The organism is Streptomyces sp. NPDC015032, assembly GCF_043080425.1.
In the GTDB taxonomy this organism is placed as follows: Bacteria; Actinomycetota; Actinomycetes; order Streptomycetales; family Streptomycetaceae; genus Streptomyces.
In genome coordinates this window covers 32,091-58,228 of record NZ_JBIBVN010000014.1, presented here as the reverse complement: position 1 = coordinate 58,228, position 26,138 = coordinate 32,091, and the positions used below count along the sequence as shown (strand labels likewise).

Annotated in this window: 32 protein-coding genes; 6 read left to right on the top strand and 26 right to left on the bottom strand. The window is 69.3% G+C overall.

All coding sequences use genetic code 11. The features are described 5' to 3' along the window. The first annotated feature begins 66 nt into the window (after nucleotides 1-66). Together ACF08M_RS20970 and ACF08M_RS20965 are read left to right on the top strand one after the other, a co-directional pair. Nucleotides 67-699 carry a cytosine permease gene (locus ACF08M_RS20970; protein ID WP_392186754.1) on the top strand — a complete coding sequence of 211 codons (633 nt, stop codon included), beginning with the start codon at nucleotides 67-69 and terminating at the stop codon, nucleotides 697-699. Between the two features lie 58 nt (nucleotides 700-757). Then, entirely contained in the window at nucleotides 758-1,723 is a 966-nt protein-coding gene (locus tag ACF08M_RS20965; RefSeq protein ID WP_392186753.1) for an LLM class flavin-dependent oxidoreductase, read from the top strand. Between the two features lie 70 nt (nucleotides 1,724-1,793). On the opposite strand, the gene ACF08M_RS20960 is transcribed toward ACF08M_RS20965, so the two are convergent. The 4 genes from ACF08M_RS20960 to ACF08M_RS20945 form a co-directional block, all read right to left on the bottom strand. After that, complete coding sequence (locus ACF08M_RS20960) at nucleotides 1,794-3,212, bottom strand: sugar porter family MFS transporter (protein WP_392186752.1); 1,419 nt, start codon at nucleotides 3,210-3,212, stop codon at nucleotides 1,794-1,796. 227 nt (nucleotides 3,213-3,439) lie between these two features. After that, complete coding sequence (locus ACF08M_RS20955; protein ID WP_392186751.1) at nucleotides 3,440-7,147, bottom strand: AAA family ATPase; 3,708 nt, start codon at nucleotides 7,145-7,147, stop codon at nucleotides 3,440-3,442. A gap of 359 nt (nucleotides 7,148-7,506) precedes the next feature. Then, on the bottom strand, nucleotides 7,507-7,719 hold the full coding sequence (locus ACF08M_RS20950; RefSeq protein WP_018551753.1) for a hypothetical protein: 213 nt from the start codon (nucleotides 7,717-7,719) through the stop codon (nucleotides 7,507-7,509). 441 nt (nucleotides 7,720-8,160) lie between these two features. Next, a complete protein-coding gene (locus ACF08M_RS20945) occupies nucleotides 8,161-8,442 on the bottom strand; it encodes an acylphosphatase (protein WP_392186750.1) in 282 nt (93 codons plus the stop codon). Nucleotides 8,443-8,587: 145 nt separating this feature from the next. Between ACF08M_RS20945 and ACF08M_RS20940 the strand changes: the two genes are divergently transcribed. Further along, nucleotides 8,588-9,514 carry a CAP domain-containing protein gene (locus ACF08M_RS20940; protein WP_392186749.1) on the top strand — a complete coding sequence of 309 codons (927 nt, stop codon included), beginning with the start codon at nucleotides 8,588-8,590 and terminating at the stop codon, nucleotides 9,512-9,514. Between the two features lie 20 nt (nucleotides 9,515-9,534). Here the strand turns inward: ACF08M_RS20940 and ACF08M_RS20935 are convergent, their stop codons facing one another. From ACF08M_RS20935 to ACF08M_RS20870, 14 genes are all read right to left on the bottom strand, one after another. Beyond that, a complete protein-coding gene (locus ACF08M_RS20935; protein ID WP_392186748.1) occupies nucleotides 9,535-10,770 on the bottom strand; it encodes a tyrosine-type recombinase/integrase in 1,236 nt (411 codons plus the stop codon). Next, nucleotides 10,770-10,967, bottom strand: a complete 198-nt coding sequence (locus ACF08M_RS20930; RefSeq protein ID WP_392186747.1) for a helix-turn-helix domain-containing protein — start codon at nucleotides 10,965-10,967, stop codon at nucleotides 10,770-10,772. The genes ACF08M_RS20935 and ACF08M_RS20930 overlap by 1 nt, the downstream gene beginning before the upstream one ends. Beyond that, the gene (gene repSA, locus ACF08M_RS20925) at nucleotides 10,964-12,373 is read right to left on the bottom strand and encodes a replication initiator protein RepSA (protein ID WP_392186746.1); all 1,410 of its coding nucleotides are present in this window, start codon (nucleotides 12,371-12,373) and stop codon (nucleotides 10,964-10,966) included. The genes ACF08M_RS20930 and repSA overlap by 4 nt, the downstream gene beginning before the upstream one ends. Further along, nucleotides 12,370-12,570, bottom strand: a complete 201-nt coding sequence (locus ACF08M_RS20920) for a hypothetical protein (RefSeq protein WP_392186745.1) — start codon at nucleotides 12,568-12,570, stop codon at nucleotides 12,370-12,372. The genes repSA and ACF08M_RS20920 overlap by 4 nt, the downstream gene beginning before the upstream one ends. A 5-nt stretch (nucleotides 12,571-12,575) precedes the next feature. Continuing rightward, nucleotides 12,576-12,758 (bottom strand): hypothetical protein, encoded by a 183-nt coding sequence (locus ACF08M_RS20915; protein WP_392186744.1) that lies wholly within the window; start codon nucleotides 12,756-12,758, stop codon nucleotides 12,576-12,578. Between the two features lie 93 nt (nucleotides 12,759-12,851). Then, nucleotides 12,852-13,088, bottom strand: a complete 237-nt coding sequence (locus ACF08M_RS20910) for a hypothetical protein (protein WP_392186743.1) — start codon at nucleotides 13,086-13,088, stop codon at nucleotides 12,852-12,854. 38 nt (nucleotides 13,089-13,126) lie between these two features. Further along, the gene (locus ACF08M_RS20905; RefSeq protein ID WP_392186742.1) at nucleotides 13,127-13,294 is read right to left on the bottom strand and encodes a pRL2-8; all 168 of its coding nucleotides are present in this window, start codon (nucleotides 13,292-13,294) and stop codon (nucleotides 13,127-13,129) included. Nucleotides 13,295-13,296: 2 nt separating this feature from the next. Next, nucleotides 13,297-13,632: a SpdD protein gene (locus tag ACF08M_RS20900; RefSeq protein WP_392186741.1), complete on the bottom strand. Its 336-nt coding sequence runs from the start codon at nucleotides 13,630-13,632 to the stop codon at nucleotides 13,297-13,299. An 11-nt stretch (nucleotides 13,633-13,643) separates the two neighbouring features. Beyond that, nucleotides 13,644-13,832, bottom strand: a complete 189-nt coding sequence (locus tag ACF08M_RS20895) for a mobile element transfer protein (RefSeq protein WP_392186740.1) — start codon at nucleotides 13,830-13,832, stop codon at nucleotides 13,644-13,646. Between the two features lie 5 nt (nucleotides 13,833-13,837). After that, nucleotides 13,838-14,017 (bottom strand): hypothetical protein, encoded by a 180-nt coding sequence (locus ACF08M_RS20890; RefSeq protein WP_392186739.1) that lies wholly within the window; start codon nucleotides 14,015-14,017, stop codon nucleotides 13,838-13,840. Nucleotides 14,018-14,029: 12 nt separating this feature from the next. After that, nucleotides 14,030-14,749, bottom strand: coding sequence for a DUF2637 domain-containing protein (locus tag ACF08M_RS20885; RefSeq protein WP_392186738.1), 720 nt, complete (start codon nucleotides 14,747-14,749; stop codon nucleotides 14,030-14,032). 79 nt (nucleotides 14,750-14,828) lie between these two features. Continuing rightward, the gene (locus ACF08M_RS20880; protein ID WP_392186141.1) at nucleotides 14,829-15,020 is read right to left on the bottom strand and encodes a hypothetical protein; all 192 of its coding nucleotides are present in this window, start codon (nucleotides 15,018-15,020) and stop codon (nucleotides 14,829-14,831) included. Between the two features lie 85 nt (nucleotides 15,021-15,105). Beyond that, nucleotides 15,106-16,464 (bottom strand): FtsK/SpoIIIE domain-containing protein, encoded by a 1,359-nt coding sequence (locus tag ACF08M_RS20875; RefSeq protein WP_392186737.1) that lies wholly within the window; start codon nucleotides 16,462-16,464, stop codon nucleotides 15,106-15,108. A 2-nt stretch (nucleotides 16,465-16,466) separates the two neighbouring features. After that, a complete protein-coding gene (locus ACF08M_RS20870; protein ID WP_392186736.1) occupies nucleotides 16,467-16,796 on the bottom strand; it encodes a hypothetical protein in 330 nt (109 codons plus the stop codon). 152 nt (nucleotides 16,797-16,948) lie between these two features. On the opposite strand from ACF08M_RS20870, the gene ACF08M_RS20865 reads away from it, so the two are divergent. Together ACF08M_RS20865 and ACF08M_RS20860 are read left to right on the top strand one after the other, a co-directional pair. Next, nucleotides 16,949-17,812 (top strand): GntR family transcriptional regulator, encoded by an 864-nt coding sequence (locus ACF08M_RS20865; protein ID WP_392186735.1) that lies wholly within the window; start codon nucleotides 16,949-16,951, stop codon nucleotides 17,810-17,812. 34 nt (nucleotides 17,813-17,846) lie between these two features. After that, the gene (locus tag ACF08M_RS20860; protein WP_392186734.1) at nucleotides 17,847-18,494 is read left to right on the top strand and encodes an HAD family hydrolase; all 648 of its coding nucleotides are present in this window, start codon (nucleotides 17,847-17,849) and stop codon (nucleotides 18,492-18,494) included. A gap of 1,074 nt (nucleotides 18,495-19,568) precedes the next feature. On the opposite strand, the gene ACF08M_RS20855 is transcribed toward ACF08M_RS20860, so the two are convergent. Beyond that, a complete protein-coding gene (locus tag ACF08M_RS20855; RefSeq protein WP_392186733.1) occupies nucleotides 19,569-20,057 on the bottom strand; it encodes a hypothetical protein in 489 nt (162 codons plus the stop codon). 385 nt (nucleotides 20,058-20,442) lie between these two features. Here ACF08M_RS20855 and ACF08M_RS20850 point away from each other — a divergent pair, with 385 nt between their 5' ends. Next, nucleotides 20,443-20,871 (top strand): winged helix-turn-helix transcriptional regulator, encoded by a 429-nt coding sequence (locus tag ACF08M_RS20850; RefSeq protein WP_392186864.1) that lies wholly within the window; start codon nucleotides 20,443-20,445, stop codon nucleotides 20,869-20,871. Between the two features lie 58 nt (nucleotides 20,872-20,929). On the opposite strand, the gene mutM is transcribed toward ACF08M_RS20850, so the two are convergent. The 7 genes from mutM to rsmD form a co-directional block, all read right to left on the bottom strand. Then, nucleotides 20,930-21,799: a bifunctional DNA-formamidopyrimidine glycosylase/DNA-(apurinic or apyrimidinic site) lyase gene (gene mutM / locus ACF08M_RS20845; RefSeq protein WP_392186732.1), complete on the bottom strand. Its 870-nt coding sequence runs from the start codon at nucleotides 21,797-21,799 to the stop codon at nucleotides 20,930-20,932. Nucleotides 21,800-21,881: 82 nt separating this feature from the next. Continuing rightward, nucleotides 21,882-22,706, bottom strand: a complete 825-nt coding sequence (gene rnc, locus ACF08M_RS20840) for a ribonuclease III (RefSeq protein ID WP_392186731.1) — start codon at nucleotides 22,704-22,706, stop codon at nucleotides 21,882-21,884. A gap of 19 nt (nucleotides 22,707-22,725) precedes the next feature. Further along, nucleotides 22,726-22,899, bottom strand: a complete 174-nt coding sequence (rpmF, locus tag ACF08M_RS20835; RefSeq protein ID WP_003965982.1) for a 50S ribosomal protein L32 — start codon at nucleotides 22,897-22,899, stop codon at nucleotides 22,726-22,728. Nucleotides 22,900-22,901: 2 nt separating this feature from the next. Beyond that, a complete protein-coding gene (locus ACF08M_RS20830) occupies nucleotides 22,902-23,573 on the bottom strand; it encodes a YceD family protein (RefSeq protein ID WP_392186730.1) in 672 nt (223 codons plus the stop codon). A 181-nt stretch (nucleotides 23,574-23,754) separates the two neighbouring features. After that, a complete protein-coding gene (locus ACF08M_RS20825; protein WP_392186729.1) occupies nucleotides 23,755-24,855 on the bottom strand; it encodes a cell division initiation protein in 1,101 nt (366 codons plus the stop codon). A gap of 98 nt (nucleotides 24,856-24,953) precedes the next feature. Continuing rightward, complete coding sequence (coaD, locus tag ACF08M_RS20820) at nucleotides 24,954-25,433, bottom strand: pantetheine-phosphate adenylyltransferase (RefSeq protein ID WP_392186863.1); 480 nt, start codon at nucleotides 25,431-25,433, stop codon at nucleotides 24,954-24,956. A 26-nt stretch (nucleotides 25,434-25,459) separates the two neighbouring features. After that, the gene (rsmD, locus tag ACF08M_RS20815) at nucleotides 25,460-26,044 is read right to left on the bottom strand and encodes a 16S rRNA (guanine(966)-N(2))-methyltransferase RsmD (protein WP_392186728.1); all 585 of its coding nucleotides are present in this window, start codon (nucleotides 26,042-26,044) and stop codon (nucleotides 25,460-25,462) included. Nucleotides 26,045-26,138 lie beyond the last annotated feature (94 nt).

Here is a 26,138-nt window from a genome sequence, read left to right as displayed (position 1 = left end):
CGAGGGATCACCCCCGTACCACTCGGGCGATATGCACCCTTTGGAGGTAAAGGTACGACCCTGCCCATGGAGACCCACGGCTCGGGCCTCGTCCCCGACAACGAGCGCACCGGCCGGATCCGGCCCCTCTTCCCCACCTGGGCCGACGCCAATCCGGCCGTGCTGCCGCTCACCATGGGCGCGGGGCCGATCACCCTCGACGGGCTGAACTTCCGACAGGTACTGGCCGTCGCGATCGTCGGCCCCGTCATCAGTTTCGGACTGGCCGACGTGGTCTCGATCACGGGCAGGCAGAGCGGGGCACCCGGCATGACGCCCTCCCGGGCCGCTCGGCCGGCGCGGCAACCTGCTGCCCGGCGCGCCGATCCGGATCGCCCGCCGGGGCCGGAAGGCGGTGAATGCCGTCACCGGCACCTACGCCACGCTCGCCGTGCCGGATCCGCGCTTCGGCATCGCGCGCAGCGACACCCTGATCATGGCGCCCCTGCCCGCCTTCGCGGGAAGCAGGGTCCTGGTGGCGGGCCTGCTCTTCACCCGTGCGAAATGGCTCTCCGGCCCGTTCGCCGCCACCCGAGCCGGGCGCCACGAACGGGGCCGGGCGGCCACGGTCGACGCCTCGTCCGCGTCCGCGCTCCTGCCGCGGCCCGCGGGCGGGGCAGCGGCGGCAGGTTCCGGGGCGACGAACCCCTACACTTCTGACGCTGCGTCAGCTACTGTCCGGCCTCGCCGAGTCCGCCCGACGAAGGGGACAAGTGCCATGGCCTTCACAGTGGTCCGGTTCAATCTGGTCGATCCCGATGCCACTCCCGAGTCGCTCTCGGCCCGCCACCGCGCCGCGCTGGAGATGGCCGCGTACGCCGACGAACACGGCATCGACACCGTACAGACCGAGGAGCACCACGGCGCCGCCAACTCCTGGCTGCCCTCCCCCCTCGTCTTCGCGGGCGCGGTCTTCGGCGCCACCCGCCGGATCGCGGTCACCGTCTCGGCGATCATCGGCCCGCTGCACGACCCACTGCGGCTGGCCGAGGACATCGCGGTCCTGGATCTGCTGAGCGCGGGCCGGCTGGTCACGGTGGCGGGGATCGGCTACCGGCCCGAGGAGTACGAACGGGCGGGCGTCGAATGGGGCAGGCGCGGCAGACTCCAGGACGAGCTCCTGGAGACGCTGCTGCGGGCGTGGACCGGGGAGCCGTTCTCGTACCGGGGCCGTACGGTCCGGGTGACGCCACGCCCGTACACCCAGCCGCATCCGCTGCTGCTGGTGGGCGGCAGTTCGCGGGCGGCGGCGCGGCGTGCGGCCCGGTTCGGGCTGCCGTTCTTCCCGAGCGCGCATCTGCCGGAGCTGGAGACGTACTACCACGAGCGGCGGGCGGAGTTCGGGACGGACGGCTTCTGCATGATGCCGTCCGCCACGACGCCCTTGCTGCATGTGTCCGAGGACCCCGACCGGACGTGGGCGGAGTACGGCGAGCACTTCCTGCACGAGGCGCGTACGTACGCCTCCTGGCAGTCCAAGGACATCCGCTCGGCCGTGCGTTCGGCGGCTGCGACGGTGGCGGAGTTGCGGAACGAAGGCGTCTACCGGGTCGTCACGCCGCAGGAGTGCGTCCGGGCCGCCGGGGAACTGGACAGCCTGGTCCTGCATCCGCTGTGCGGCGGGCTGCCCGTCGAGGAGGGGTGGCGCAGTCTGCGGCTGTTCTGCGAGGCGGTCGCCCGCTGACCCCGGCCACCGCGACGCCCCGGCTCGCGGGCCGGGGTGTCGTGCGGCCGAGCGGCCGGGGCGGTGGGGATCAGCCCATCTCCTCCAACGCCTTGCCCTTGGTCTCCTTCACGAACTTGAGCACGAAGGGGATCGAGAGCGTGGCGAAGCACGCGTAGATGATGTACGTGCCCGACAGGTTCCAGCCGGACAGGCTCGGGAAGCTCGCGGTGATCGCCCAGTTGGCGATCCACTGCGCGGAGGCGGCGACACCGAGCGCGGCGGCGCGGATCCGGTTCGGGAACATCTCGCCGAGGAAGACCCACACCACGACACCCCACGACAGGGCGAAGAAGAGTACGAACACATGGGCCGCGACGAGCGCCACGATGCCCTGGGTGTGGGGCAGTTTGCCATCGACCAGAGGGGCCGAGAAGGCCCACGCCTCGAAGGCCAGAGCGATGGCCATGCCGGTGGAGCCGACCAGCGCGAGCGGCTTGCGGCCCACCCGGTCCACCAGCACCATCGCGATGACGGTACCGATGATGTTGATGATCGACGTGGTGAACGAGTACAGGAACGAGTCGGACGGGTTGATGCCGACGGACTGCCAGAGCGTCGCCGAGTAGTAGAACGCCACGTTGATGCCGACGAGTTGCTGGAAGACGGACAGGCCGATACCGATCCAGACGATCGGCAGGAAGCCGAGGCGGCCGCCGAGCAGGTCCTTGAACGTGGACTTGTGCTCACGGTGCATGGCGGTCTCGATCTCGGCCACCCGGGCATCGAGGTCGACGTGCCTGCCCTCGACCTCCTCCAGGATCCGCCGGGCCCGGTCCTTCCTGCCGACCGAGATCAGGAACCGCGGCGACTCGGGGATCGCGAACGAGAGGAGCCCGTACAGAGCGGCGGGGACGACCATCACACCGAGCATCCACTGCCATGCCTCGATCCCGCCGATCCTGCCGCGCTGGTCTCCGCCGGCGAGTTGCAGAATGCCGTAGTTGACCAGCTGGGAGATGGCGATGCCGATGACGATCGCGGCCTGCTGGAAGGAGCCCAGCCGGCCGCGGTAGGCGGGCGGCGAGACCTCGGCGATGTACGCCGGGCCGATCACGGAGGCCATGCCGATCGCGAAGCCGCCGATGATGCGCCACATCGCGAGGTCCCAGAGCGCGAACGGGAGCGCGGAGCCGACGGCGCTGATGGTGAAGAGTACGGAAGCGATCTGCATGCAGCGGATGCGGCCGATACGGTCGGCGATCCGCCCCGCCGTGGCCGCGCCGATCGCGCAGCCGATCAGCGCGATGGCGATGACCTGGGCGAGTGTTCCCGGACCGATGTCGTACCGGCTGCGGATCGCCTCGACGGCGCCGTTGATGACGGAGCTGTCGTAGCCGAACAGGAAGCCGCCCATCGCCGCGGCCGCCGTGATGAAGATGACATGGCCGAGGTGATCCGGGTGGGCCCCTCGGGCTCCGGACGCCGGTCCCTGCGCTGTGCTGGTCAATTGAACTCCTGATGCCTGGCCGCGTCGTCAGGTGTGGGGATGAGCTCCGGTTGAGGGGGGTGAGCTCCTCCAAGTGGCGCATGCGTTCACGACTGCCACCATTTGAAGATAAAGACGACGCCGCAGAGACTATGCGTTCGCCTTTCGAAGTCAATAATCGGATGTTGCATGCTATGCACCGAAAAGCGCAAAACCGCACGTCGAAGTGTTGAAGATTGAGCAAAGCCTCAGCGCAGCCGCTGGCTGATGACCTTGGAGACCCCGTCGCCCTGCATCGATACGCCGTACAGTGCGTCCGCGACCTCCATCGTCCGCTTCTGGTGCGTGATCACGATCAGCTGTGAGCTCTCCTGGAGCTCTTCCATGATCCGGATCAACCGCTGCAGATTGGTGTCGTCGAGCGCCGCCTCGACCTCGTCCATCACATAGAACGGGCTCGGCCGGGCCTTGAAGATCGATACCAGCAATGCCACGGCCGTGAGTGAGCGTTCCCCGCCGGACAGCAGTGAGAGCCGCTTGACCTTCTTGCCGGGCGGCCGGGCCTCGACGTCCACACCGGTGGCGAGCATGTTGTCCGGGTCGGTCAGGACGAGCCGCCCCTCGCCACCGGGGAAGAGCCGCGAGAAGACGCCCTCGAACTCACGGGCGGTGTCCCGGTACGCCTCGGTGAACACCTGCTCGACCCGCTCGTCGACCTCCTTGACGACCTGTATCAGGTCGGCCCGGGTCTTCTTCAGGTCTTCGAGCTGCTCGGACAGGAACTTGTGCCGCTCCTCCAGCGCCGAGAACTCCTCCAGCGCGAGCGGATTCACCTTTCCGAGTTGCTGATACGCCCGTTCGGCCGACTTCAGCCGCTTCTCCTGTTCGGCCCTGACGAACGGCTTCGGCTGGTTGCGCGGGTGCTCCGGATCCTCCGGCAGTTCCTCGCCCTCGGCGGCCGGTGACGGCGGTACGAGCTGGTCGGGGCCGTACTCGGCGGCCAGACCGGCCGGCTCGACGCCCAGTTCCTCCAGCGCCTTCGCCTCCAGCTGCTCCATCCGCAGCCGCTTCTCGGCACCGAGGACCTCGCCCCGGTGGACGGAGTCGGTGAGCTTGTCCAGCTCGCTCTTGAGCTCGCGGCCCTGGTTGCGCTCGGCCGCAAGCTCCCGCTCCCGCTCCGCCTTCGCCGCCTCGGCCACCACCCGTTCCTGCCCGGCCCGTACGACGGACACCTCTACATGGGCCAGCAGCTGACGGGCGCCGGAGGCCACGGCCGAGGCCACCGCCGCCTCGTGCCGCAACCGGGCGCGGCGCCGCTCGGCACGGGCGCGGGCCTCGCGTTCGGCGCGGGCGCCCCGGTCGAGGGAGTCGGCCCGGCCCGCGAGCCCCTTGACCCGTTCCTCATGGGTACGTACCTGGAGCCGGGCCTCCATCTCGGTCTGGCGGGCGTTGGCGCCGTCGGCGGCGAGCCGGTCGCGCACGGAGGTGTCCGGCTCCCCCTCGACCGGCATCTCCTCGGCGACGAGCAGCCGCTCGGCCAGCTCCTCGGCCTCCTCCGTCGCCCGCTCCAGCGCCTCCTGGGCACGGGCGGCGGACGCGGCCATCCGCTCGGCCTCGCCCGCGGCGCCGCGGGCCTGCCCGGCGAGCCGGCCCAATTGCTGGGCCACCCCGGACTTCTCCCGCTCGGCGGCCCGGCGCCGCTCCCCCAGCTGCTCGACCAGCCCGGCACATACACCGCGCCGCTCCCCGGCGAGCCGCTGGCCCTCGGTCAGCTCCGCACACCGCACGGCCAGTTCCGCCAGCTGGACGGCGGCCTCGTCGACCGACGCCTGCACTTCGAGGAGGCTCGGCGCACCTCCGGAACCACCGTGCGCGAAGTGGGCCGAGAGGATGTCCCCCTCGGCCGTGACGGCTGTCAGCTCCGGGCGTACCGAGACAAGATCCTCGGCGTCCTCCAGAGTGCCGACGACCACCATGTCCTGTACCAGCCTCCGTACGGCGTGCACGAGTTCGGCCGGCCCGCGGACGAAGCCGGCGACGGCGGGCGGACCTTCCACGGGCACGGCGGCCACAATGTCCCCACCGGCATCAAGGGCACCTGAGACATCAGAGGCGGCAAAGGCGCCTGAGGCACCCGAGGCACCCGAGGCACCCGAGGCACCCACGGCACCTGAAGCACCTGAAACTCCGGAAACTCCCGAAGCACCATCGGCCTCATCAGCCCCACCGGCATCGGGCACCCCGCCCAGCAGCAGCGCCGCCCGCCCCGCGTCCTGCTTGCGCAGCAGCCGGATCGCTTCCGCCGCCGTGGCCGGGTCCGTCACCGCGACCGCGTCCGCCGCCGCGCCCAGGGCCGCCGCCACCGCCACCTCGTACCCCGGCTCCACCGTCAGGAGTTCGGCGGCCGGACCGAGCAGGCCCGAAAGGCGGTCCCGCGCACCGAGCAGGGCGCCCGTGCCGTCCTTCCGACGCAGGCCGAGGGCCAGCGCTTCATGGCGGGCGGCGACCGCCGCCCGCTGCCGTTCGGCGCCGGTGGCGGCCTCCCGGGCCGCGGTGAGCGCCTCCTCCGCCTCCGCGAGTTCCCGCTTGGCGGCGTCGTGCCGCGCGCCCAGTTCCGCGTCGCCGGCGTCCAGACCCTCGACCTCCGCCTCGAGCTGCTCGTACTCCTCCTGGGCGGCGACCGCCCGCTCCTGCGCCTCGTCCCGGGAAGCGGCCAGCCGGTCGATCTCTGCCTGTGCCGAACCGGCCCGACTGCGGGCCGCGTTGACCTGTCCGTTCAGCCGGGCGAGTCCCTCGCGACGGTCCGCGATGGCGCGGGCGGCGTCTTTGAGCCTGCGCTCCTCCGCCGCCAACTCCCGTTCCAGCTCGGCACGGTGGGCGGCGGTGTCCTCCAACGCGTGTTCCGCCGCCGCCAGCGCGGCCGCCAGCTCCGCCTCCTGCTCGCGGATGCGGGCGGCCTCCCGTTCCATGTCCTCCGGGTCACGACCGCGCCGCTCCTCGTCGGGGACGGCGGAAGCGCTCTTCACCCGGGCATCGGCCAGCGAGATCGTGCCGCGCACCCGCTCGGCGAGCTGCGACAGCTCGTACCAGGTCTGCTGAGCCCGCTGGAGCCGCGGCGCCAGCCGCCGTACCTCGTCCTCCAGCTCCGCCTCGCGCGTCAGCGCCGCCTTGAGCTCCGCCTCGGCCGCCTCCCGACGCTGCTTGAGCGCCGCTTCGTCGGCGATCTCGCTGCGCAGCGCGGTGCGCAGCTGCACCAGATCGTCGGCGAGCAGCCGCAGCCTCGCGTCGCGCAGATCGGCCTGGATGACGGCGGCCCGGCGCGCCACGGCCGCCTGCCGGCCCAGCGGTTTGAGCTGTCGGCGCAGCTCGTCGGTCAGGTCCTGGACGCGGGCCAGGTTGGCTCCCATCGCGTCCAGTTTCCGCAGCGCCTTCTCCTTCCGCTTGCGGTGCTTGAGCACGCCCGCGGCTTCCTCGATGAATGCGCGCCGCCCCATCGGATCGGCATGGAGTACCGAGTCCAGCTGGCCCTGGCCGACGATGACATGCATCTCCCGGCCGATACCGGAGTCCGAGAGCAGTTCCTGGATGTCCAGGAGCCGGCAGGTGTCGCCATTGATCTGGTATTCGCTGCCGCCATTGCGGAACATGATCCGAGTGATCGTCACTTCGGCGTACTCGATGGGCAGTGCGCCGTCGGAATTGTCGATGGTCAGCGAAACTTCGGCCCGGCCGAGCGGCGGCCGCCCGGTGGTACCTGCGAAGATCACGTCTTCCATCTTGCCGCCGCGCAGGGATTTGGCGCCCTGCTCCCCCATGACCCAGGAGAGCGCATCCACCACATTGGATTTGCCGGACCCGTTGGGACCGACGACGCACGTGATACCGGGTTCGAACCGCAGCGTCGTGGCGGAGGCGAACGATTTGAAACCACGCAGGGTCAGGGCCTTGAGATGCACGCCGCCGGACTCTACCTTTCGCTCTCGGTTTCACTGATGAAGGTGCAGGGCACATCAGACGGTAGGGGAAGAGGTGTACGTCCGGGGCGGGTCACGCACGGGTCCGAGCGGAGAAGTGCGACCGAAAGATTCCGGGCACGGGAGAGAGACGCAAAAGAAAGAAGGGACGCCGAAGCGCCCCTTGTAAATCGTGTGCGGTGTTACGTGCGGTATTGCTGGTGCAGCTGCGCATGACGGATCAAGGACATGTCACAACGGTGACAGATCAAGAGCAGTGACCTTCAATGATCCGCCGACGATCCAGGTGATGATCTCGGACGACTGACGCGTACGGTCCGACCGGCCCCGAGGGCCATCGGTCAGGTCAGCGCCGGCTCCGCCTGAGGTACGTCGATGTCGATGCTGTCGAGCAGCGACTCTTGGTGCTGGGCGGCGGCATTGAGCGCGTCGTTCTCGTCCTGAATCCGTACGAGCTCGGATTCGAGGTCCTGGACACGCTGCTGGAGCCGTCGCATCTCGGCGAGGAGTCGCGGGTCGGAACCGCCGACGTAACCGAGAAGCGCCTTTGCCATGATGGATGGTCCTCCACACTGAGTGACCGACCGATGCGGTGTGGGTCGTGAGGGAATCGCACCCGCGGTGCTCGGCAGTGCTCTGTATTCACTGCTGTTCTGCTGCCAAACAGCTCTGCCGAACAGCTGCGGTGCGCGGGGATTTCAGCGTCTCACCAAAAAGTTTGACGGTCAACACGATCACGCCCTGTAGAGGCGGGCAGCCCTGGGGTGCGCGGCCCGACGATCATGCGGCGCGGCTCTCCTGCGAGGCCCTCGGGCGGCGCGGAGATCATCCCTATTGCCGCAGCCTGGCATGCCAACCGAATCTTGGCAACCACCCGGCCATTCCGCAGGTCATTTCATGTGTACGCGGATGACCACCCCGTCGCGTTCACCGCGCGCCGCCCATCGAACACAGTCCGAACACAGCCCCCGGGGCGGCCCGGGACCGGGCCTGGATCAGCGGATCGCGAAGCCGTCGTAACCGCCGCGCGGGGTGTCCCAGATCTCAGTGACTCCGTCCACGCGCCCGGGTGTGTCGTCCGAGCGCAGCCACTCCAGCAGACGGTGGCAATTCTCACGTCGCCCCTCGGCGACGACCTGCACCCTGCCGTCGTCGAGATTGACGGCGAAGCCGGTGAGGCCGCCGATCTCCAGAGCGTTCGCCCTGGTGAACCAGCGGAAACCTACTTGCTGTACTCGACCGCGCACCCAGGCGGTGAGCCGTACTTCTTCGTTCATGCCCGAACGCTAACCGGCCGATTGCTCTCGGAGCACTTCCTGCCGGAAGACCATGGCGTACAGTCCCGTCGCAATAACCTCACCCCATCGGGTGAGTCATGCAGACGCCGAGAGCGGCGTCCAGGCCGTCGGAAGGGCTCAGCAGATGGGACGTCATCGACGCTCCGCCGAAGCTCCTGCCGTTCAGGACCGCGCGGCGGAGGACCTGGACCGGCACCGGGGTACGCGGCACGGGAAGCAATCCGGGGCCCCTGTCCGTACGGGACTGATCGGCGTCTCCGCCGCCCTGGCCGTGGGGGCCGTCGCGGTTGCCTCGGGGCTGCTGCCCGGCGGTGGCACCCACTCGACCGGCGGTGGCCCGGCCGCCGACCAGGTGCGCACCGAGGGGGCTCCGAACCTGCTGGGCCGGGGCGGCACATCCGCCCCGGAGCGGTCGGCGGGCGCGGACGCGCCGGAGCGAGCCGGCGGCCCGACGGGGGCGAGAACTCCCGCCGGTTCCCCGTCGTCCGCTTCCCCGTCGAAGACGTCCGAGCCGGCCGGGCGGGCGGAGCCGTCCTCGTCGCCGACGCCGCCGAAGGCCGCCGCGGCGGAAGCCGGGAAGAGCACCGCCCCGGCCACGGCCGGGAAGTCGCCGGCCACCCCAAGGGCCCCCTCCTCCGCCCCGGCCGGCCGCAGGTCCGCCGCGTCGGCCCCGGCCTCCTCCGCCCAGGCGGCCGTGCTCGCCCTGGTCAACCAGGAGCGCTCGAAGGCCGGCTGCAGCCCGGTGACGGCCAGCGCCTCACTGGCCTCGCTCGCTCAGGACTTCAGCGACGACATGGCGGCCCGGGGCTTCTTCGACCACACCGACCCCGAGGGCCGAACCCCGTGGGACCGCGCCGCCAAGGCCGGTGTGCGGGGGCTCGGCGGCGAGAACATAGCCCGCGGCCAGGCCGACGCGCAGGCCGTGATGGACTCGTGGATGAACAGCAAGGGCCATCGGGCGAACATACTCAACTGCGACTACAAGACGCTCGGCGTCGGCGTGCACTTCGGCGCGGGCGGCCCCTGGTGGACCCAGGACTTCGGCTTCTGAGATTTCCGCAGGTCAGCGACCTATGAGCCCTCTTGGGCCGTCTCAGGGCCGTCATTGGTAGCCGGGGCGGCCCAGACGGCATCAACGGCGGCCCGCGTACGGGTCTCGCTCGACGGCATCAGGTGCGTGTAGGTCCGCAACGTGAAGCCAGGGTCATGGTGGCCCAGATATTCGCTGAGAGCTTTAATGCTCTCCCCCGCGTCCAGGAGCACAGAGGCGTAGAAGTGCCGCAACGCGTGCATCCCGTTGCCCCGCCCCGTGGTCACACCCGCAGCGCGTAGGGCAGGACGCCACTGGCGATCGTTGAAGCGGTTGCGGTTCAAGGAGAGGCCCTCAGGGCTCCGGAAGATCAGTGCCGCGGTAACGGGCGGACCGTCCAACGTCTTCCAGGGCAAGGTCACATCCGCACCGGGCAAGCGTGTCAGATGGCCAGCCAACGCAAAGGCGATGGACTCAGGCAGTGGGACGTCCCGCTCCTTGCCGCCCTTGGGCGGAGCGAACACAGGCCGGTTGCGGAGCAACTTCACTTGCCGGACCACATGCACGACGCCACCGAGGAAATCCACGTCCTCGACGGCGAGACCGAACACCTCACCCTGACGAAGGCCGCATCCGGCCGCAGGGTCTACCAGGGCGCGGTACCGCTCAGGCAGTTCAGCCCGCACAGCCTTGACACGATCAGCGGTCCACGGCTTGATCTTGCGCGGATCGAGGCGGGGAGCCTTAACCGACCGTGCGCTGCATGGGTTCACGCGGATAACACGGTCTTCGACTGCGGCCGTGAATACCGTCGAGACATGCGCGAAAATCCCGCGCCGATAGGCGGCAGACAGGCCCGCGTCTTCCAGGGTCCGCATCCAGAGGCGGAGGTGCGTCGGGTTGAACGAGCCGATGAGCCGCTTCCCGATGTGCGGGAGGACGTGCAGTCGTAGCCGCATCTCGACAGACTCACGAGTCGCGGGGTCCGTCGTCTGCGTCGTCATCCACTTCGTTGCGTACTGCTCAAAGGTGACCTTGCCTGCCTCGGGCGCGATGTAGTCGCCACGGGACATGTCAGCCTCGATGTTGGACAGCCATGTCTCAGCCTTGCGCTTCTGCTTATCCGGGAAGCTCTTGGACTTCTCGGTGCCGTCGGGGCCGATGTAGCGGGCGCGGTATCGCAGGCCAATGCCGTGGCGGTCAGTCTTGATGCGTACGGGCTTGCCGTCGGGTCCAGGTTCGGTCTTGTACCAGCGGTCTTGGATGTGTCCGGCCATCAGGCGGCTTCCTTGTCCATGAGGGAGGTGACCCAGGTGTGTACGTCTTCGGGGTCGAAGCGGAGGTGTCGGCCGACCCGGAAACCGCGGGGACCCGTGTCTTTGCGACGCCACTGGTAGACCGTCTCGACCGGGATGCCGAGGAGATCGGCCAGATCGACCGGCGTCAGGTAGCGCTCGGGAAGGGATCGCCTCATGCCAGTACCTCCGTTCCGTCGAGTGCTTCGAGTTCGGCGCGGTGTTCGCGGGCCGCGTCGCGGTTGTGCTGGATGTCGCGGTGGATATTGGCGGCGAGCCAGGATTCGCCGGGGGTGTGGCCGTGGCCTGCGTAGGCCCAGTGGGCGAGGGTGAGGGTGGTTGCCTCGGGGTGGTCGTCGGGGTCGGGCAGGCCGAGGGCGGCGCGTTGCTGGGCGGCGCGGTAGTCGGCGCGGACCTGTCGGAGGGCGCCGAGGGTGGTGGAGTAGGCGCGGGATTTGGTGGAGAAGTGGCCGCGGAAGCCGAGCATGTGGGCCCAGTCGCGAAGTTTGCGGTCGGGGTACGCGTGGTGGAGGTCCAGGCACGCTTCGATCAGCCGCCGCGGGTGGTCGGGGACGTCGAGGAGGATCAGGGCTTCCTTGTTGCCGATGCGGTGGTCGACGGTGCCGGTGGTCTCGGCGGCTTTGGTGGCGTATTTGGCGACGTAGGACGCGACGGCTTGTTCGGTGAGATCTTCGCCGTTGCCGAAGGCGCCGATGGGCTGGACGTCGAGCTGTGTGCCCCAGCGCAGGGCCCAGTCACTGTCGAACCCGGCTTGCGGATTGGCCGGCACGGTGACTTCGACCCGGGCGGCAGCCGCATGGATGGCGTCGGTGAGTAGGTCGAGGGTGGCCCAGCCGGGGGGTGGTGATTCGGGTCCGTCGGGTCCGTCGAAGCGGATCACGGCGTGGAAATGGACCGCCCCGCGTTTCTGGTACTCGGCGACCTTCCCGAAGGAGAGGCGGGACTGTTCGCGGGCGGCTTTCTGGGTGAGTCCGGCGCGGCGGGCGATCTCGCGGCGGAGGTAGATCGTGAAGTAGCGCCAGAGGTCGGAGGCGTGGTTGTTCCAGAGCACGGCGCCCGCGTAGTCGTAGGTGGTCGGGTCGAGGGCGGTGCCGAGTTCGGGGGCGTTGTCGGGGTGGTGGGTGCCGCAGCGGCAGGGCCGGTTTCCGGGGCGGTTGTGGACGGGGCCGAAGGAGGGGGCGGTGAGGGTGGCGAAGACGCGGGGGTGTTCGCGGATGGTGTGGGGGGTGCCTTTGGCGGGGTCGCCGGTGAGTCCGGCGCGGATGAGGTGGTAGGTGTCTCCGGCGTAGGTCCAGGCGCAGGCGGGGCAGCGGGAGGCGCGGCGGTTGCCGCAGGCGACGCGGAGGCGTCCGCCGGGCTCGGTGTCGGTGGTGTAGTGGTGCAGGAGGGTGCCGGTGGCGCGGTCGATGGTCTTGGTGGCGCCGGTGAGGTGGATGGGCTCGGCGCATCCTCCGGTGCGGCGGATCTGTTCTTCCCAGCGGTCGTAGCCGGTGGACCCGGCCACCCTCAGCACGTCGGCGAGGGTGGTCGGGTCCAGGCCCGCCGCGGTGGCGGTGGTGTTCATCGCGGTGTGTCCCCGTTGTGGTGGGCGCGGCCGTGGTTCGAGGTCCAGCCGTCAACCAGGGCCTTGACCTGGGCATCGCCGGTGGCCGTGGCCGAGGCGCCGCAGTGGCAGACGGCGGAGCCCGTGGCGGGCGTGTTCGGGGACGGCTTGCTGACGTGGAGGCCGGGGCGGCCCGGGGTGGGTGTCAGGTCGGTCATGCCGGTCACCGCCCCACGCGGGTGTAGGCGCGGGCGGGGGTGGTGTGGCCGGTGCCGCGGCAGGCGGGGCAGTCGGCGGTGATGGTGTGGCGGTCGCCGTCCGGGGTGGTCTGGCCGGTGGTGACGGCGACGGTGGGGAAGCCGTCGCAGTGGGCGCAGATCGGCCGGGGCAGGGTGTTCTGGGGCATGATGGGATCTCCCTTTCGGGTCTGTTGGATCTGGATGGGGGTTGGGCTTCCGGGGCGGCGGTTCTTTGGCGAGAGAGCCGCCCCGGGGGCCGGTTAGCGTCGGCGGTTGCGGCGCGGGGTCTTGATCGGGGGCAGGGTGTCGTAGGCTTCCTGACCGGCCTGGAACGAGGCGGCGTCCCTCTCGCCGGTGGCGGTGGCGTCGTACTCGCGGCCGATGCGGCGCATGGTCTTGCGGTCGCCGTGGCGGCGGGCGATGGCGAACTCTCGGCCCAGCTCGGTCATAGCGGGGTTGCTCGGGGTGTCGTTGCTCTTGCGGCTGAAGAGGCCCATGTCTGGGGTTCCTTTCCTGGTTGAGTTCGCTACAGCGATCAGCGCACGATCAGGTGGGCGGGGTGGCCGTTGTCGCGGTGGTCAACGCAGGCCGGGCAGTCCTCACGAGGTGCCAAGTGCCGGTGCTGGGCGCGGCTGTCGTAGGCGTGCTGCCAGCACTGACGGCACTCCCCTCGGGGCGGGTTCAGGGCTTCGCGGCTGGGCAAGGTCAACGGCCTTTCTGGTCGTTGACGAGGGAGCGGAGGACCACCGCGCACAGGGCGACCGAGGCGGCGGTGATGGCCGTGGCCAGGAGCATCGAGACCAGGACCGCACCGACGACCAGGACCACGGCGGTTCCGCCACCCGCCATGAGGACCAGCGAGCCCGGAGTGAAACGGGCGGCCGGGGCAGATGAAGCCGCGGGAAGGTGTACCGGGGCCGAGGCGACAGAAGCGTGCTGGCAAGTGCAGGCCGGAGTGTGCGTGATACCGGCGAGGGGCTGGACCAGGGACGTTGCGGGGGTGGGTGCGGTGTCCGAGGGCGGGATCTTCGGCGTGAACACGGCTCCTCCTGTCAGGGGTTGCAGCGGTGGGTACGGGCGGCGAGTTCGGCGGCAGAGCGGTTGCGGTAGTCGGCGGAGAAGTTGCAGCCGGGGGCGGTGCAGGCGGCGGTGTGCTTGGTGCGGCCACGGCCGTCGTAGTGGGTGCCGACCTGTACGGGGCCTATGCGGATCACGTTGGTGAAGCGGTTCGGGCGCGGCATGGGCGTCAGTCGTTCCGGCCGACGAAGTCGTCGGCGTGGTCGGTGAGCCACTGGTTGATCTCGGGGTGCTCGTCGTCAGTGGCCTGGCTGATCGCGTCCTCTCCCAGCTTCATGCCGTCAACGAGGCGGTTGTTACGGGTGAGTTCGGCGGAGCGTTCGAGCGCGGCGCGGATGGACGTTCGCATGCGGTTCTCCTGTCAGGTGAGTTGGGCGGTGATGGCGTCCGCGAGCGGGGCCGGGACGTTGAGGCGGGCACGAAGGGCGGCCGAGTCGATCGGGTTGCCGGTCGTGGCGTGATGGGTGTCCGCGATCTTCCGGGCGTGGTCGAGCAGGGCCGGGGGAACAGCCATGACCGGAGCCGGAGCGGAAGCGGGGGCGGGGCCCGGGGCTACCGCCGGGCGGGGTGCGGGCTCGGGTGCGGGCGGGAGTTGTGGGGCCGGTTCGGGCTCGGGCGCCCGTTCCACCGTGACGTCCGGCGCTGGCTCCGGTTCCGGTTCCAGAGCGGCCAGCGGCGGCTGCTCGGAGGCCGGTTCGGGTTCGACCGGCTGATCGGCCGGGGCGGGTGTGTGGGCGAGGAGGGTGCCGCCGAGGAAGGCCAGGGCGGGCCAGCCAGCGACGAGGATGCGGAGCCAGGCCGGAACGTGGTCCAGGTCGAGGAGTCCGGCGGTGGCGATGTTCGCGCCCAGGGACGCGGCCAGTGCGATCACGAACCAGACCCAGGCGGGTCGGTTACCGGCGTGGGTGCGCATGCGGCGCCAGGCGGCGACGAGCAGCAGATCCACGCTGATCGGGTAGGCCCATGCCTTCCAGCCGTCTTGTCCGGCCGCCAGGGCCAGATCGTGCAGGTGGGAGAAGGACAAGGCACCGGCGATGACAGCCTGGACGAGCACAGCGTCGAGGCGGATGGTGCGGAACACGGGGTCACCTCCTTTCGGGGAGGTTGAGCCGGGGCCGGGCGGGATGCTTCGGTCGACCGCCCAGCGCCGGGGCGAGAGGTCAGGACTCGGAGTCGGTACCAGTGCCGAGGCAGTTCAGGCAGAGGCCGTCTTGCTGGCCGACCGGGCGGCGCTTGCGGCCGACGCGCACCGTGACGGCGACGTTTCCGGTCCCGCCGCAGGGCTGGCACTCGGCCGGTTGTGCCGGTACGGGAGCCTTCGGGGGCTTGGTGGTGGTCCTCTTGGTGGCCATGGCGGTGCTTCCTCTCGGGTTCCGGGCATGGGCGGGGTAGGGACCTGGCGTGAGACGGTCACGCCGACCGGGGGAGCGTGGGGTGTTACTCGGTGACCGGCCTTGGTTTGACCAGCGGCGAAGGACTGGCCGGGGCCGTGGTGACGGGAACGGCCGGGCGGAACGGGGCCAGGGCCGGAACGGCCGGGGTGAGGTGCGCGTGCTCGTGGCAGATGGCCACCGCGTCGGCCGCGGTCAGTTCGGGGGTGCGGATGCGGGACCAGCCGCCGGAGGCGTCACCGGCCACGGCCACGCCGGGGCGGTCCGGCGGGATCGTCGTGACGGCGAAGACCGCTTCGGGGGCGATGTCGCCCAAGCCCATGTCGGCGGTCTGCTTGTCGTTGACCCGGTGGACGACACGGCCGGTGAGCTGGGCACGGAGCATGGTGGCGCCCTTGCCGAGCTCGGAGCCGAACCGCTGCCCGCAGACCTCCAGATAGATGCCGACTGCACGGGCCATCTGCGCCAGACGGATCATGTGCATCACCATCCGGTCGCGGCGTTCCTCGTCCTTCTTCGCGGCGGTGAGGAACAGTTCCGCCACCTCGTCCACCAGGACCACCAGCGGCACCGGCCGCACCTTTGCGGGGAGGTCCCACAGGTCGGAAACACTGTGATCGCTCAGGACGTCGAAGCGATCTTCCATCTCCCCCACGAGCGCTTCCAGCAAGGACGATGCCTCATCCGGGGTGACCGCCAGAGCCGAGAGCCGGGGCGCGTACCCGCGCTGTTCGACACCGCGCTTGCAGTCGATCCCGACCAGCCCCACCGGGAGCTTCGCTAGACCGGCGATCAGGTTGCGCTGGTACATCGACTTGCCCGACTGATTCGCCCCCAGGGTCAGGCCGTGCGGGATCTTGGTGTAGTCGCGGACGAACGCGCTCCCGTCCTCCCGCAACGCCACCGGCACCACCAACGGCCCGGAGGCCAGCTTGCGGGGCAGTCGGCGCGGCATCTTCACATGCCGCAGCACGTCGTAGCCGGTCATGCGCAGTTCGACGAAACCCGGCTTGGTCTCTACGACGTGGACGGAGTGGACGCCCCAGGCGTGCCGGAGCCGCTCCGAAGCGGCGGCCACGTCCGCGGGTTCCAGACCAGCGGGGAGCCGGAGCGTGGCACGCATCCCGGTCGACGAACCCCGGACCTTGCGGACCTTCGGCGGGACCGGCTGGACATCCTGGCGGCGGGCCACGTTGCGGACCATGAACGCCCGCAGGCGGGACGGTTGAACCGTCAGCCCACACACATCCATCGTCGAGTGGTACGTGGCCGCGAAGCGGACCCGGGCGACCGGCAGCCCTGCCAGCGACCAGAACACGCGAGGCGCGCGAACCTTCGCATAGCCGAGCCCACCCGCAGCCGATAAGGCCCCCGCCACCTCGATCACCGTGGTGATATCCGACATGGTCAGGCACCCGCCGTAATGGCCACCGCGCGGAAGCTGATCCCGTGCCGAGTCTGGCCGTTGAACGTGTTCTCCCAGTCCCGGGCCTTCAGCCCGATCACCGTCACCAGCGTGCCCGGGGTCAGGTCCTCCGGGACACCCGTGCTCGGCACCGTCACCTGGTAGAGGTTCCCCTCACCCTCGTCCGAGATCAGCAGACCCACCGTCGCGAGCTGGGCACCGGTCTCCCGGTCCACCGCAATCTCACCGGTCTGCTTGCTCACAAGCTTCGGAGTCGGAGGCGTCGCGACGAACACGACGGCGGTCGAAACATCGATCTTGAAAGACGGCATGGTCTCTCCTTCGAGATGGCATGAAGCGACTAGATGACCAACTTGGCTAACCCGGTTGGCCACATCTCGAAGTTAGAGGACGTGGCTAGCCATGTCAACAACATGACTGCCCTGACTGTCCTTGCCTAGGCAACTCGCCTACCATCAACTTCATGACCTTTGTCCCCGAGCCCCTCGACCCCGACGACGACCGAGCCCCGTACGAACAGGTAGCCAGCAGCCTCGGAGCGGCGATCCGGACCAGGCGGCTGGCGCCCGGCGAAAAGCTCCCATCCCACAAGGAGCTGACGGAGCTTTATGGGTTTGCTCGGGCGACGATCCAAAGAGCGCTCCGGGACCTCGAAGACGAAGGACTCGTGGTCTCCCGCAAGGGCAGCGGTGTCTACGTCCGCAACCGGACGGAGCGGCCAGCGGGGCTTCGACCGTACGTTGAGCAGGCTTTCGCGAAGGATCACGTCACGATCGATTTCGCGGGCTTTTCCAGCGAGACGCTGCACGGCGCGCTTCAGGAACCGCTCGACAAGATTCGCATCGGCAGGCTGACGCCGTCGAGCATCACCATGCGGATGCTCGTCCCGGACATGTCAGTGCCCCAGGCCGCACCGGTGCGTATGGCGGACGGGGCAGACGACAAGCGGCTTCGGGACCGCATGCACGACATCATGGTCGGCTACGCCCGCAGCATCCGGGATGCGATCACCGAACTGGAACACCTCGGGCTCGTCGCCGAGACCCAGATCAACGTCCGTGTCCACAGCGGCACGCAGTTCTTCAAGCTGTACGTGATCAACAACGAGGATGCGTTCTTCGGGTACTACCCGATCCGCCCCAACAAGGTCGTCGCCAAGGGCGAGACGATCGAGATCTATGACCTCGTGGGCAAGGACACCACGCTCTTCCACCACTCGATCAACGACGGCGAGTCCTCCAGCGGAGGTCAACAGGTCCAGCAGGCCCGTATGTGGTTCGACAGCGTCTGGGAGACCATCGGAAGGGACTTCGACCTTGACGCATGATGATCGACTCCCGGGGGTCCTGGCCAACGCCCGCGTGATCTTCTTCGACTTCGATGGCCCTATGTGCGACGTCTTCGCCGGGCTCCCCGCTCCCGAAGTCGCCAAGCAGCTCACCGCGCTGCTCGCAGGCCAGGACGCAGACGCGGGCGCAAAGGCCACCGAAACCGACGACCCGATCGAGGTCCTGCGTATCGCCTATGAGGCCGACACCGAGCTAGGCCAGGAGGTCGAGCAGGCCCTTACGGTTGCCGAGGTGGAAGCCGTTCCATTGGCCGGGCCGCCAACGCCGGGAGCGGTCGAAGCGCTCCAGGCCGCGAATTCCTCAGAGAAGGTTGTCGCGGTGGTGAGCAATAACTCTGCTGAGTGCGTCCAGCATTTTCTGGAGATTCACGGGTTGGAGAAGTACGTCACCAGGATCGTTGGCCGACCGTCTGGGAAGCCTCACCTGATGAAGCCCAACCCGTTTCCGCTCATCTCTGCGGCCGAACGAATGCAAGCGGATGTTGCGAACTGCACACTGATCGGTGACTCGCTTACCGACATCCAGGCCGCTCACGCAGCCGGAGCAACAGTGATCGGTTACGCCAATAAACCCCACAAGGCCGAGTTGTTCGCCGAGGCGAAAGCCGACGCCATCACCAACGATATGCAGGCCATTGCCGACGCACTCACCATGACGTAGCCGAGGATCGGCAGGGCGTTGTTACAGGTTTCTCTACCTCATCAAGCCCCACCCTTCGGGCGGGGAGGGGGGAAGAGCAGGGGGGTTCCTCCTTGCTGTGCGGCAGACCGCTGCATCCGGAACCATCGGGCTTGAGGGCACCCACGGCGAAAGACACGAGCCCTTGTCAGTGGGAGTTCGCGACAGCCAGCAGCACCGCCCCGCGGGGAACCCTGTGCGCACCGGCCCGGCCTCCGAGGGCTCCGGGGCCCTTTCCTCAGGCTTGGTAGCTCTTGCCCTTTCGTACATCCGGCGCGGGCGGGGCAATCGGCATTCAGCCGCCGCTACGGATAACACCCCACCGGCCCGCCACGCGGGCCGGCGCGGGCTCGGGGACTCGGGCGACGCTCCTGCCTGCGGCCCGCTCCGCCCGGCCCCCGGCCCCGCGCCACCAGTAAGTTGCCACGGGGTTACCCGCTACACGCTTTGCACCACCCTCCGTCTCGCCGGACCGAGGACGACCACCCCGCCACCGAAACCACCCCAGCGCCACGGCCCCACCGGAACACCGCACCCCTCACGGACAGCAACGGCACCGCCACACCACCCAGGACGAACCCGACACCGCCGCCCAGCCCGGAACCCGGAAATCGAGCAGACGGAAAGGGCGGGTGGGATGAGGTGGGAGAGCAGGGAACGGTCAGGACATGCCTCCGGCGGGGGCGCTCAGACTCCGGGATGGACGGGGCGCCGTTCGCGAGTGCCGGCCGGAGCGTGGCGAGCGTCGTGGGCTCCCATCCCGACCACCTTCGACCCAGGCAAAGCCGAGCAGTCGCGGCCCAGGGCGTCAAGGTCGTTCGTACAGTGGCGCGCTCCACCTTGACGCCCTGAACCACGACCGCTCCACGGTGTGTGGGTCGAAGGCGGACGGGATGGGAGCTGGGGAGAGTGGTGGGTTGGGGTGGGCGATGAAGGCGGCGCGTGCCCATTCCGTGCCCGACCGGGCGGGGAGCCACGGGGAAAGGCAGCTCGAACCGCTCCAAGTGCGTGTTGGCGACAGTAGCGACGGGCGGAAGGCTCCCGGCCTCGACCACGTCAGAACAGTGGAGGTGTCGCCCTGAAATCCTCACCACCGTAGAGCGACTCGTATCGAATCTCGATCACCAGACGCCGAGTGATGAGATCCCAGAACCAGCCGTGTTGGTTTTCACTGAACTCGTCGAGATGCAACAAGAAGGCGGACTGTCCAGCAAGGACCGCGGCACCCGGACGGAGGGAGTGAGCCTTGGGCCGCACAGGCAACGGCGCTAGGACACGTTCTTGCGTGTGATAGTGCCATTGGCCGATATGGTCTCCGTCCAAGTGCACCACAGAGTTTGTTACGACGGCTGGCCCAAGTCCGGCATTGATGACCAGAAGGCCGGCCTCGTGCCCTTCGTGCTCCTTAACGCGTCGCATCACAAGCAAGGGTCTTACGGTCTGGCGGTTATGTAACCGCGTAGCCCTGGTCTGCGTATAGCTGACCCAGAGAGAACCCAGCGCGATGGTTGTTGCGGCCGTAGCAATGACCGTGTCCGAGTCCACCTGTCTGCCCCCCATGCAACGCCCCGATACTGAACGTGATCTACCACTGCATCGCCGGTCGTAGTCGCCCCACGAGCGGCCAGTCCTGCTAGCCCAATTACCCGTTGTCGCCCGGTGCCAACATGAGGGATGCCCTGTAGCCCGCCCCGTCCAGGGGCGGGACGGGGCCCGATCGATCGAAGCGCCGCCCCTGGGCCGTCACCGGGCCGTGAAAGGGCGCTCAAGGTTGACCAACGCTGACAACCAATGACGACTCAATCGCAGGTCACAGCGTTGATCGTTCACATGACCGCAGTTCGAAGACCCGGCGAGTCACTTCTTCGGCTTCTGAGCAGTGGCCGACCGACCGCTCACCCGGGGAAAGCGCACCCCGGCGGTGAGCGCTGTGCGGGCGTACGCTGTCGCCACGGACGAGAAGAACCGTCCGGACGCGCTCGCCTTCGATGTGTTCTCCAGACAGTGCCCCTCACGCGGAACCCTGGAGCACGTCACCGGGCGCTGGGGCAGCCTGACCCTGGGGGCCCTGTACGACGGCAGCTTCCGCTTCAACGAGCTCCGTCGCCGGGTCGACGGGGTGAGCGAGAAGATGCTCTCGCAGACGCTCCACGCCCTGGAGCGGGACGGCCTGGTCCACCGGGAGGCCCAGCCGACCAATCCGCCCCGCGTCGACTACGAGCCGACGCCCCTGGGCCGACAGGTCGCCGAGCGGCTGCTCGCGCTGATCGGGCTCGTCGAGGGCCGGATGCCGGAGGTGCTCCGGGCCCGTGAACGGTACGACGGAGCCCACCCGGGACCGGGAGTCCGGGCCCAGTGACTTTCGTCCGGGTCGGGCCGGCCCCGCAAGCCCGGCCTGACCGGCCCGGACGAAAGGCCTAGGAAACCGTGCGCGGCGGTCGCTGGCAGCGCGGGCAGAAATAGCTGGACCGGTTCATCCACGCCCGGCGGCGCATCGGCGTACCGCAGCGGTGGCAGGGCTCTCCCTCTCGCCCGTACGCGTCGAGGGAGCGGTCGAAGTAGCCGGACTCGCCGTTCACATTGACGTAGAGGCTGTCGAAGCTGGTGCCGCCCTGGTCGAGGGCCGCGGTCATCACGTCCCGGACGTGGCCCAGCAGCTCGGCCGACTTGGGGCGGGTCAGGGTCGCGGTCGGGCGGTCGTAGTGCAGCTTGGCGCGCCAGAGCGCCTCGTCCGCGTAGATGTTGCCGACCCCGCTGATCAGCGACTGGTCGAGCAGGGCGCGCTTGACCGTCGTACGGCGCAGTCGCAGGGCCGCGTGGAACGCCGCGTCGTCGAAGGCCGGGTCCAGGGGATCGCGGGCGATGTGCGCGATGGTGTCGGGCAGCCCGTCCGTGCTGTCGGCGGCGCACTCGTGGAGCGAGAGCCCGCCGAAGGTCCGCTGGTCGACGAAGCGCAGCTCGGTCCCGAGGGCGTCCTCGAAGCGGATCCGGATACGCAGATGCTTCTCGTCGGGGGCGTCCTGCGGCTGTACGAGCAGCTGGCCGCTCATGCCGAGATGGCCCAGCAGCGAGCTGGACGCGTCGTCCAGCGGCACCCAGAGGTACTTGCCGCGGCGCATGGCCGGGCCGAAGCGGGCACCGCCGAGCCGGGCCGCGAAGTCCACACCGCCCGCGGGATGGCGGCGGACCGCACGCGGGTGCAGCACCTCGACGTCTGCGACGGTCCGGCCGGTGACCCAGCGCTCAAGACCCCGCCGTACGACTTCGACCTCGGGCAGCTCGGGCACGGTGTGGCTCCTCAGGAACGTTTCCAGGGTATCCGGGCAGAGAAATCCCCCCGGTGCGCGGGGCACCGAGGGGATTTCCGGGTCAGGCCGGAGCGACGTCCGTGGACGGCGCCGGGTCGGCAGGGGTGTCGGCGGCCCCTCCGTCGGCAGCGGCCTTCGCCGCGGCCGCCCGCGCTTCCGCGGCGGCGCTGATCTCGCGCCAGGCGGACTCCGCCGCCTGCTGCTCCGCTTCCTTTTTGCTACGGCCGGTGCCGGTGCCGTACGAGACACCACCGACGCGAGCAGCAGCAGTAAAGGTCTTCTCGTGGTCCGGGCCGGTCTCCGTGACGAGGTACTCGGGAACGCCGAGGCTCTCGCTCGCGGTGAGCTCCTGGAGGCTGGTCTTCCAGTCCAGGCCGGCACCGAGGTTGGAGGACCTGTCGATCAGCGGGTCGAAGAGCCGGTGGATCAGCTCCGAGGCCGCGCTGAGGCCCTGGTCGAGATAGACCGCGCCGATCACCGCTTCAAGGGTGTCGGCGAGGATGGACGCCTTGTCCCTGCCGCCCGTGCCCTCTTCACCGCGGCCGAGCCGGATGAAGGAGCCGAGTTCAAGGCCGCGGCCCACTTCCGCAAGCGCACGCGAGTTGACCACCGCGGCCCGCAATTTGGCCAGCTGGCCTTCGGGCAGATCGGGGTGGGTGCGGTACAGCGTGTCCGTGACCACCAGGCCGAGCACGGAATCCCCGAGGAATTCGAGCCGCTCGTTGGTCGGCAGACCGCCGTTCTCGTACGCGTACGAACGATGGGTCAGCGCACGCACCAGAAGGGCGGACTCGAGGTGATACCCGAGCCGCCCTTCCAGAAGCGTGTGGGACGAGGCTGTGTTGACGTTGTCTGACTGCTTCTTGGCGTTGGACAACTCAGACATCGGGCCTCTCACCAGCCGCTCAGACCTCGAGGACCTGGCGCTTGTTGTACGTGCCGCAGCTGGGGCACGCGATGTGCTGCAGCTTCGGCTCCTGGCAACGCTCGCACGAAACCAGGGTGGGGACCGCAGCCTTCCACTGCGACCGGCGGTGGCGCGTGTTGCTGCGCGACATCTTCCGCTTCGGAACAGCCACGGCTACTTCTCCTGCTTCTCGTCGACGCCCGCTTCGGCGCCGCCCATGTTGTCCTTCTCGCCGTCCTGAACGGTGTCGGCGAGTCCTTGCAGTGCCGCCCAACGGATGTCGACGGCATCGTGGTGGTGACCGGGGTTCTCGTCCAGCCTGATTCCGCATTCGGAACACAGACCGGCGCAGGACTCCCGGCACACCGGCTGCATCGGCAGTGCGAGCACCACCGCATCACGCAGCACTGGTTCGAGGTCGAACAGGCCGTCCTCGATGAAGAGTCTGTCCTCGTCGTCCTCGGCGTCGTCGGCCGGTTCCGCCTTGCTGCTGCGGCCCCGGTCATCGGCGTCAGGGTACGAGAACATCTCCTGGAAGTCCGCCGCGACCTCTTGGTGCAGCGGCTCCAGACACCTTACGCACTCCCCCTCGGCCGACGCACGGGCGGTGCCTGTGACAAGCACCCCTTCCATGACCGATTCGAGACGGAGCTCCAGCTCCACGGGTGCGCCTTCCGGCACACCGATGACCCCGTCGATACCGAGGGCCGGTGAACCGGGTGCGTCCACGGAGCGGGTCAGCCGCTGGAGAGCACCCGGACGCCGACCCAGCTCGTGCGTGTCGAACACGAGAGGGTTTCGGTGGTCGAGGTGGCCGTTCAGGGCTTTTCCTGCTTTCAAAATCATGTGCATCACACATCGCGGGGAGGGCCGCCCGGATTCGGATTCGAAACGGGCAGCCGGGATCGCGGACATACGCGCGACCGAGGAGCCAGGATACTGGACGCGCCGCCCAGCTCCCAATCCGGGCCAACGGACCCCGCTCGGCTCCGGTCCGCCGGAGGGGCCGCGGCCGCCGTCCCGGCCGTCAGCGCTCCTGCTCGTACCGGCGGAGCTGGTCCAGGTCGATCATGCTGGTGTCGAACAGACTGGTCTCGTCGAGGGCGCCCTCCCCCTGCGGCTGGAGCGCCTGCTGGGGCTGCTGCACGCTCTGCTGCTGCCAGCCGTCGTACCCCTGGGCCGGGACCTGGGCCTGTCCCTGGGCCGGGACCTGGGCCAGGCTCTGGTCGTAGCCCTGCTGCTGATAGGCGGCGTACGGGTCGGGCTGCTGCTGGTATCCGTAGGCGTCCTGCTGCGGCTGCTCCTGGTACGCGTACGTCTCCGCGTAGCCCGGCCCGTCCTGGGCGGAGAAGTGCGGCTGGGCCTGCTGGTGCACCGGCTGCGGTTCCGGGGTGGCGAGCCCGGCGAGGCCGGCCCAGTGGTCCTCGTCGCTCATGCGCACCGGGTTGCCCGCCGCGTCCTGGGCGGCCATGTGCGCGCCGAGCTCGTCGGTGGCGACCCGGCCGTGCAGCTTCTGCCGGCCGCGGCCGACCGCCTCCAGGGTCTTGGCGAGCACGGCCTCGAAGGCGCCGAGCTTGGTGTCCACGTATTCGTCGGCCCGGCGCTGGAGCGTGGCCGGGTCGGTGCTGCGCTCGGGGGCCTCGGCGAAGTCCGGGTCCTCGTATCCCCGCTCGTCGAAGGCCTGGCCGCGGCCGAGGAGCTTCTCGCGGCCCCGGTCGACGGAGCCGATGGTCTTGGTGAGGACGACCTCGAAGTTGGCGAGCTTGCTGTCGACGTATTCGTCGGCCTCGGTGCGGACCTCCTGGGCCTCCCGGCGTGCCTCGTCGAGGATGCGGTCGGCCTCGGCCTGGGACTGTCTGGCGACCTCGGTCCCGGAGATCAGCGAGGTGCGCTCGGCGTGCGCGGCCTCGATGATCCGCCCGGCCTCCTGGCGGGCCTGCTCGGCCAGCTGCTCCTGGCCGCCGATGAGCTCCTGGGCGTGGGCGAGCGAGCCGGGCAGGGCCTCGCGCACCTCTTCGAGCATCGCGAGCAGTTCGGCGCGGTTGACCACGCACGAAGCCGACATGGGCATGGACCGGGCGCTGCCGACCACCTCGACGATCTCGTCGAGCTTCTTCTGCACGTCCACCGTGTGCTCGCCACTCTCTACAGCCGATTGGAGACGGACGGGACGACTGTACGGGCAGTCGGCGCCCGCCCGACACCCGGTGACGGGCCGTCAGGGATTCAGCGCTCGGCGAGACGCTCGATGAGGGCCCGGTGGACCACCGGGGGCAGCAGGTGGGAGACGTCGCCGCCCCAGGTGGCGACCTCCTTGACCAAGGAGGACGACAGGAAGCTGTAGGTGGGGTTGGTCGGCACGAAGAGCGTCTCGACGCCGGAGAGGCCGTTGTTCATCTGGGCCATCTGGAGCTCGTAGTCGAAGTCGCTGACGGCCCGCAGGCCCTTCACGATCGCCGGAATGTCGCGCTGCTTGCAGAATTCGACCAGGAGGCCGTGGAAGGCCTCGACCTGGACGTTGCCGAAGTCCGCGGTGACCTGACGGATCAGGTCGATGCGCTCGTCGACCGTGAAGAGGCCCTTCTTGGACTGGTTGATCATGACCGCGACATGTACGACGTCGTACAGCTTCGAGGCGCGGCCAATGATGTCGAGGTGTCCATTGGTGATGGGGTCGAACGACCCCGGACAGACGGCGCGGCGCAACTTGATTCCCTCGCTCTCCGGTCCGGTCATCGTGCGTCTTCGCACGTAGAGGCGGCGCGACCGTACCAAAGCGTTCCCTCGCCGTAGCGACGGGCCCGCAGTGGCTCGAATCCCTTGGGCCAGTTGAATTCTCCGCCTCTGGTGCTGCGTTCCACGGTGACGAGTGCATCGCCTGTGAGCCAGCCCTGGGCACGGAGTGTGAGCAGCATCTCGCCGAGATCGCCGTCGGTCACGGCGTACGGCGGGTCGAGGAACACCACGTCGTACGGCTCCGCGGGCGCCGGTCCCGTCACGACCTGTTCGGCTCTGCCGGTACGGACTTCGGCTCCGGGCAGGCCGAGCGTGCGGACGTTGTCCCGGAGGGTGCGGACGGCCTTGGGGTCGGTCTCGACGAGCAGGGCGTGGACGGCACCGCGCGAGAGCGCCTCCAGGCCGACGGCGCCGGACCCCGCGTACAGGTCCGCGACACGGGTGCCGTGGAGGCTGCCCAGGAGGGCTTCCCAGGTGGAGAAGAGGCCCTCGCGCGCACGGTCGGAGGTGGGGCGGGTGCCGGTGCCGGGCGGGACTGCCAGGCGGCGTCCGCCGGCCGAGCCGGCGATCACGCGGGTCATGGGTGTCTGGTCCTCGGTTCGTGGGTGGCCCGCAGGGCGCTGCAGGGCCGTGGCATCCACGATATGGCGTCGCGGCGGATCGGGCCCGTGCGCC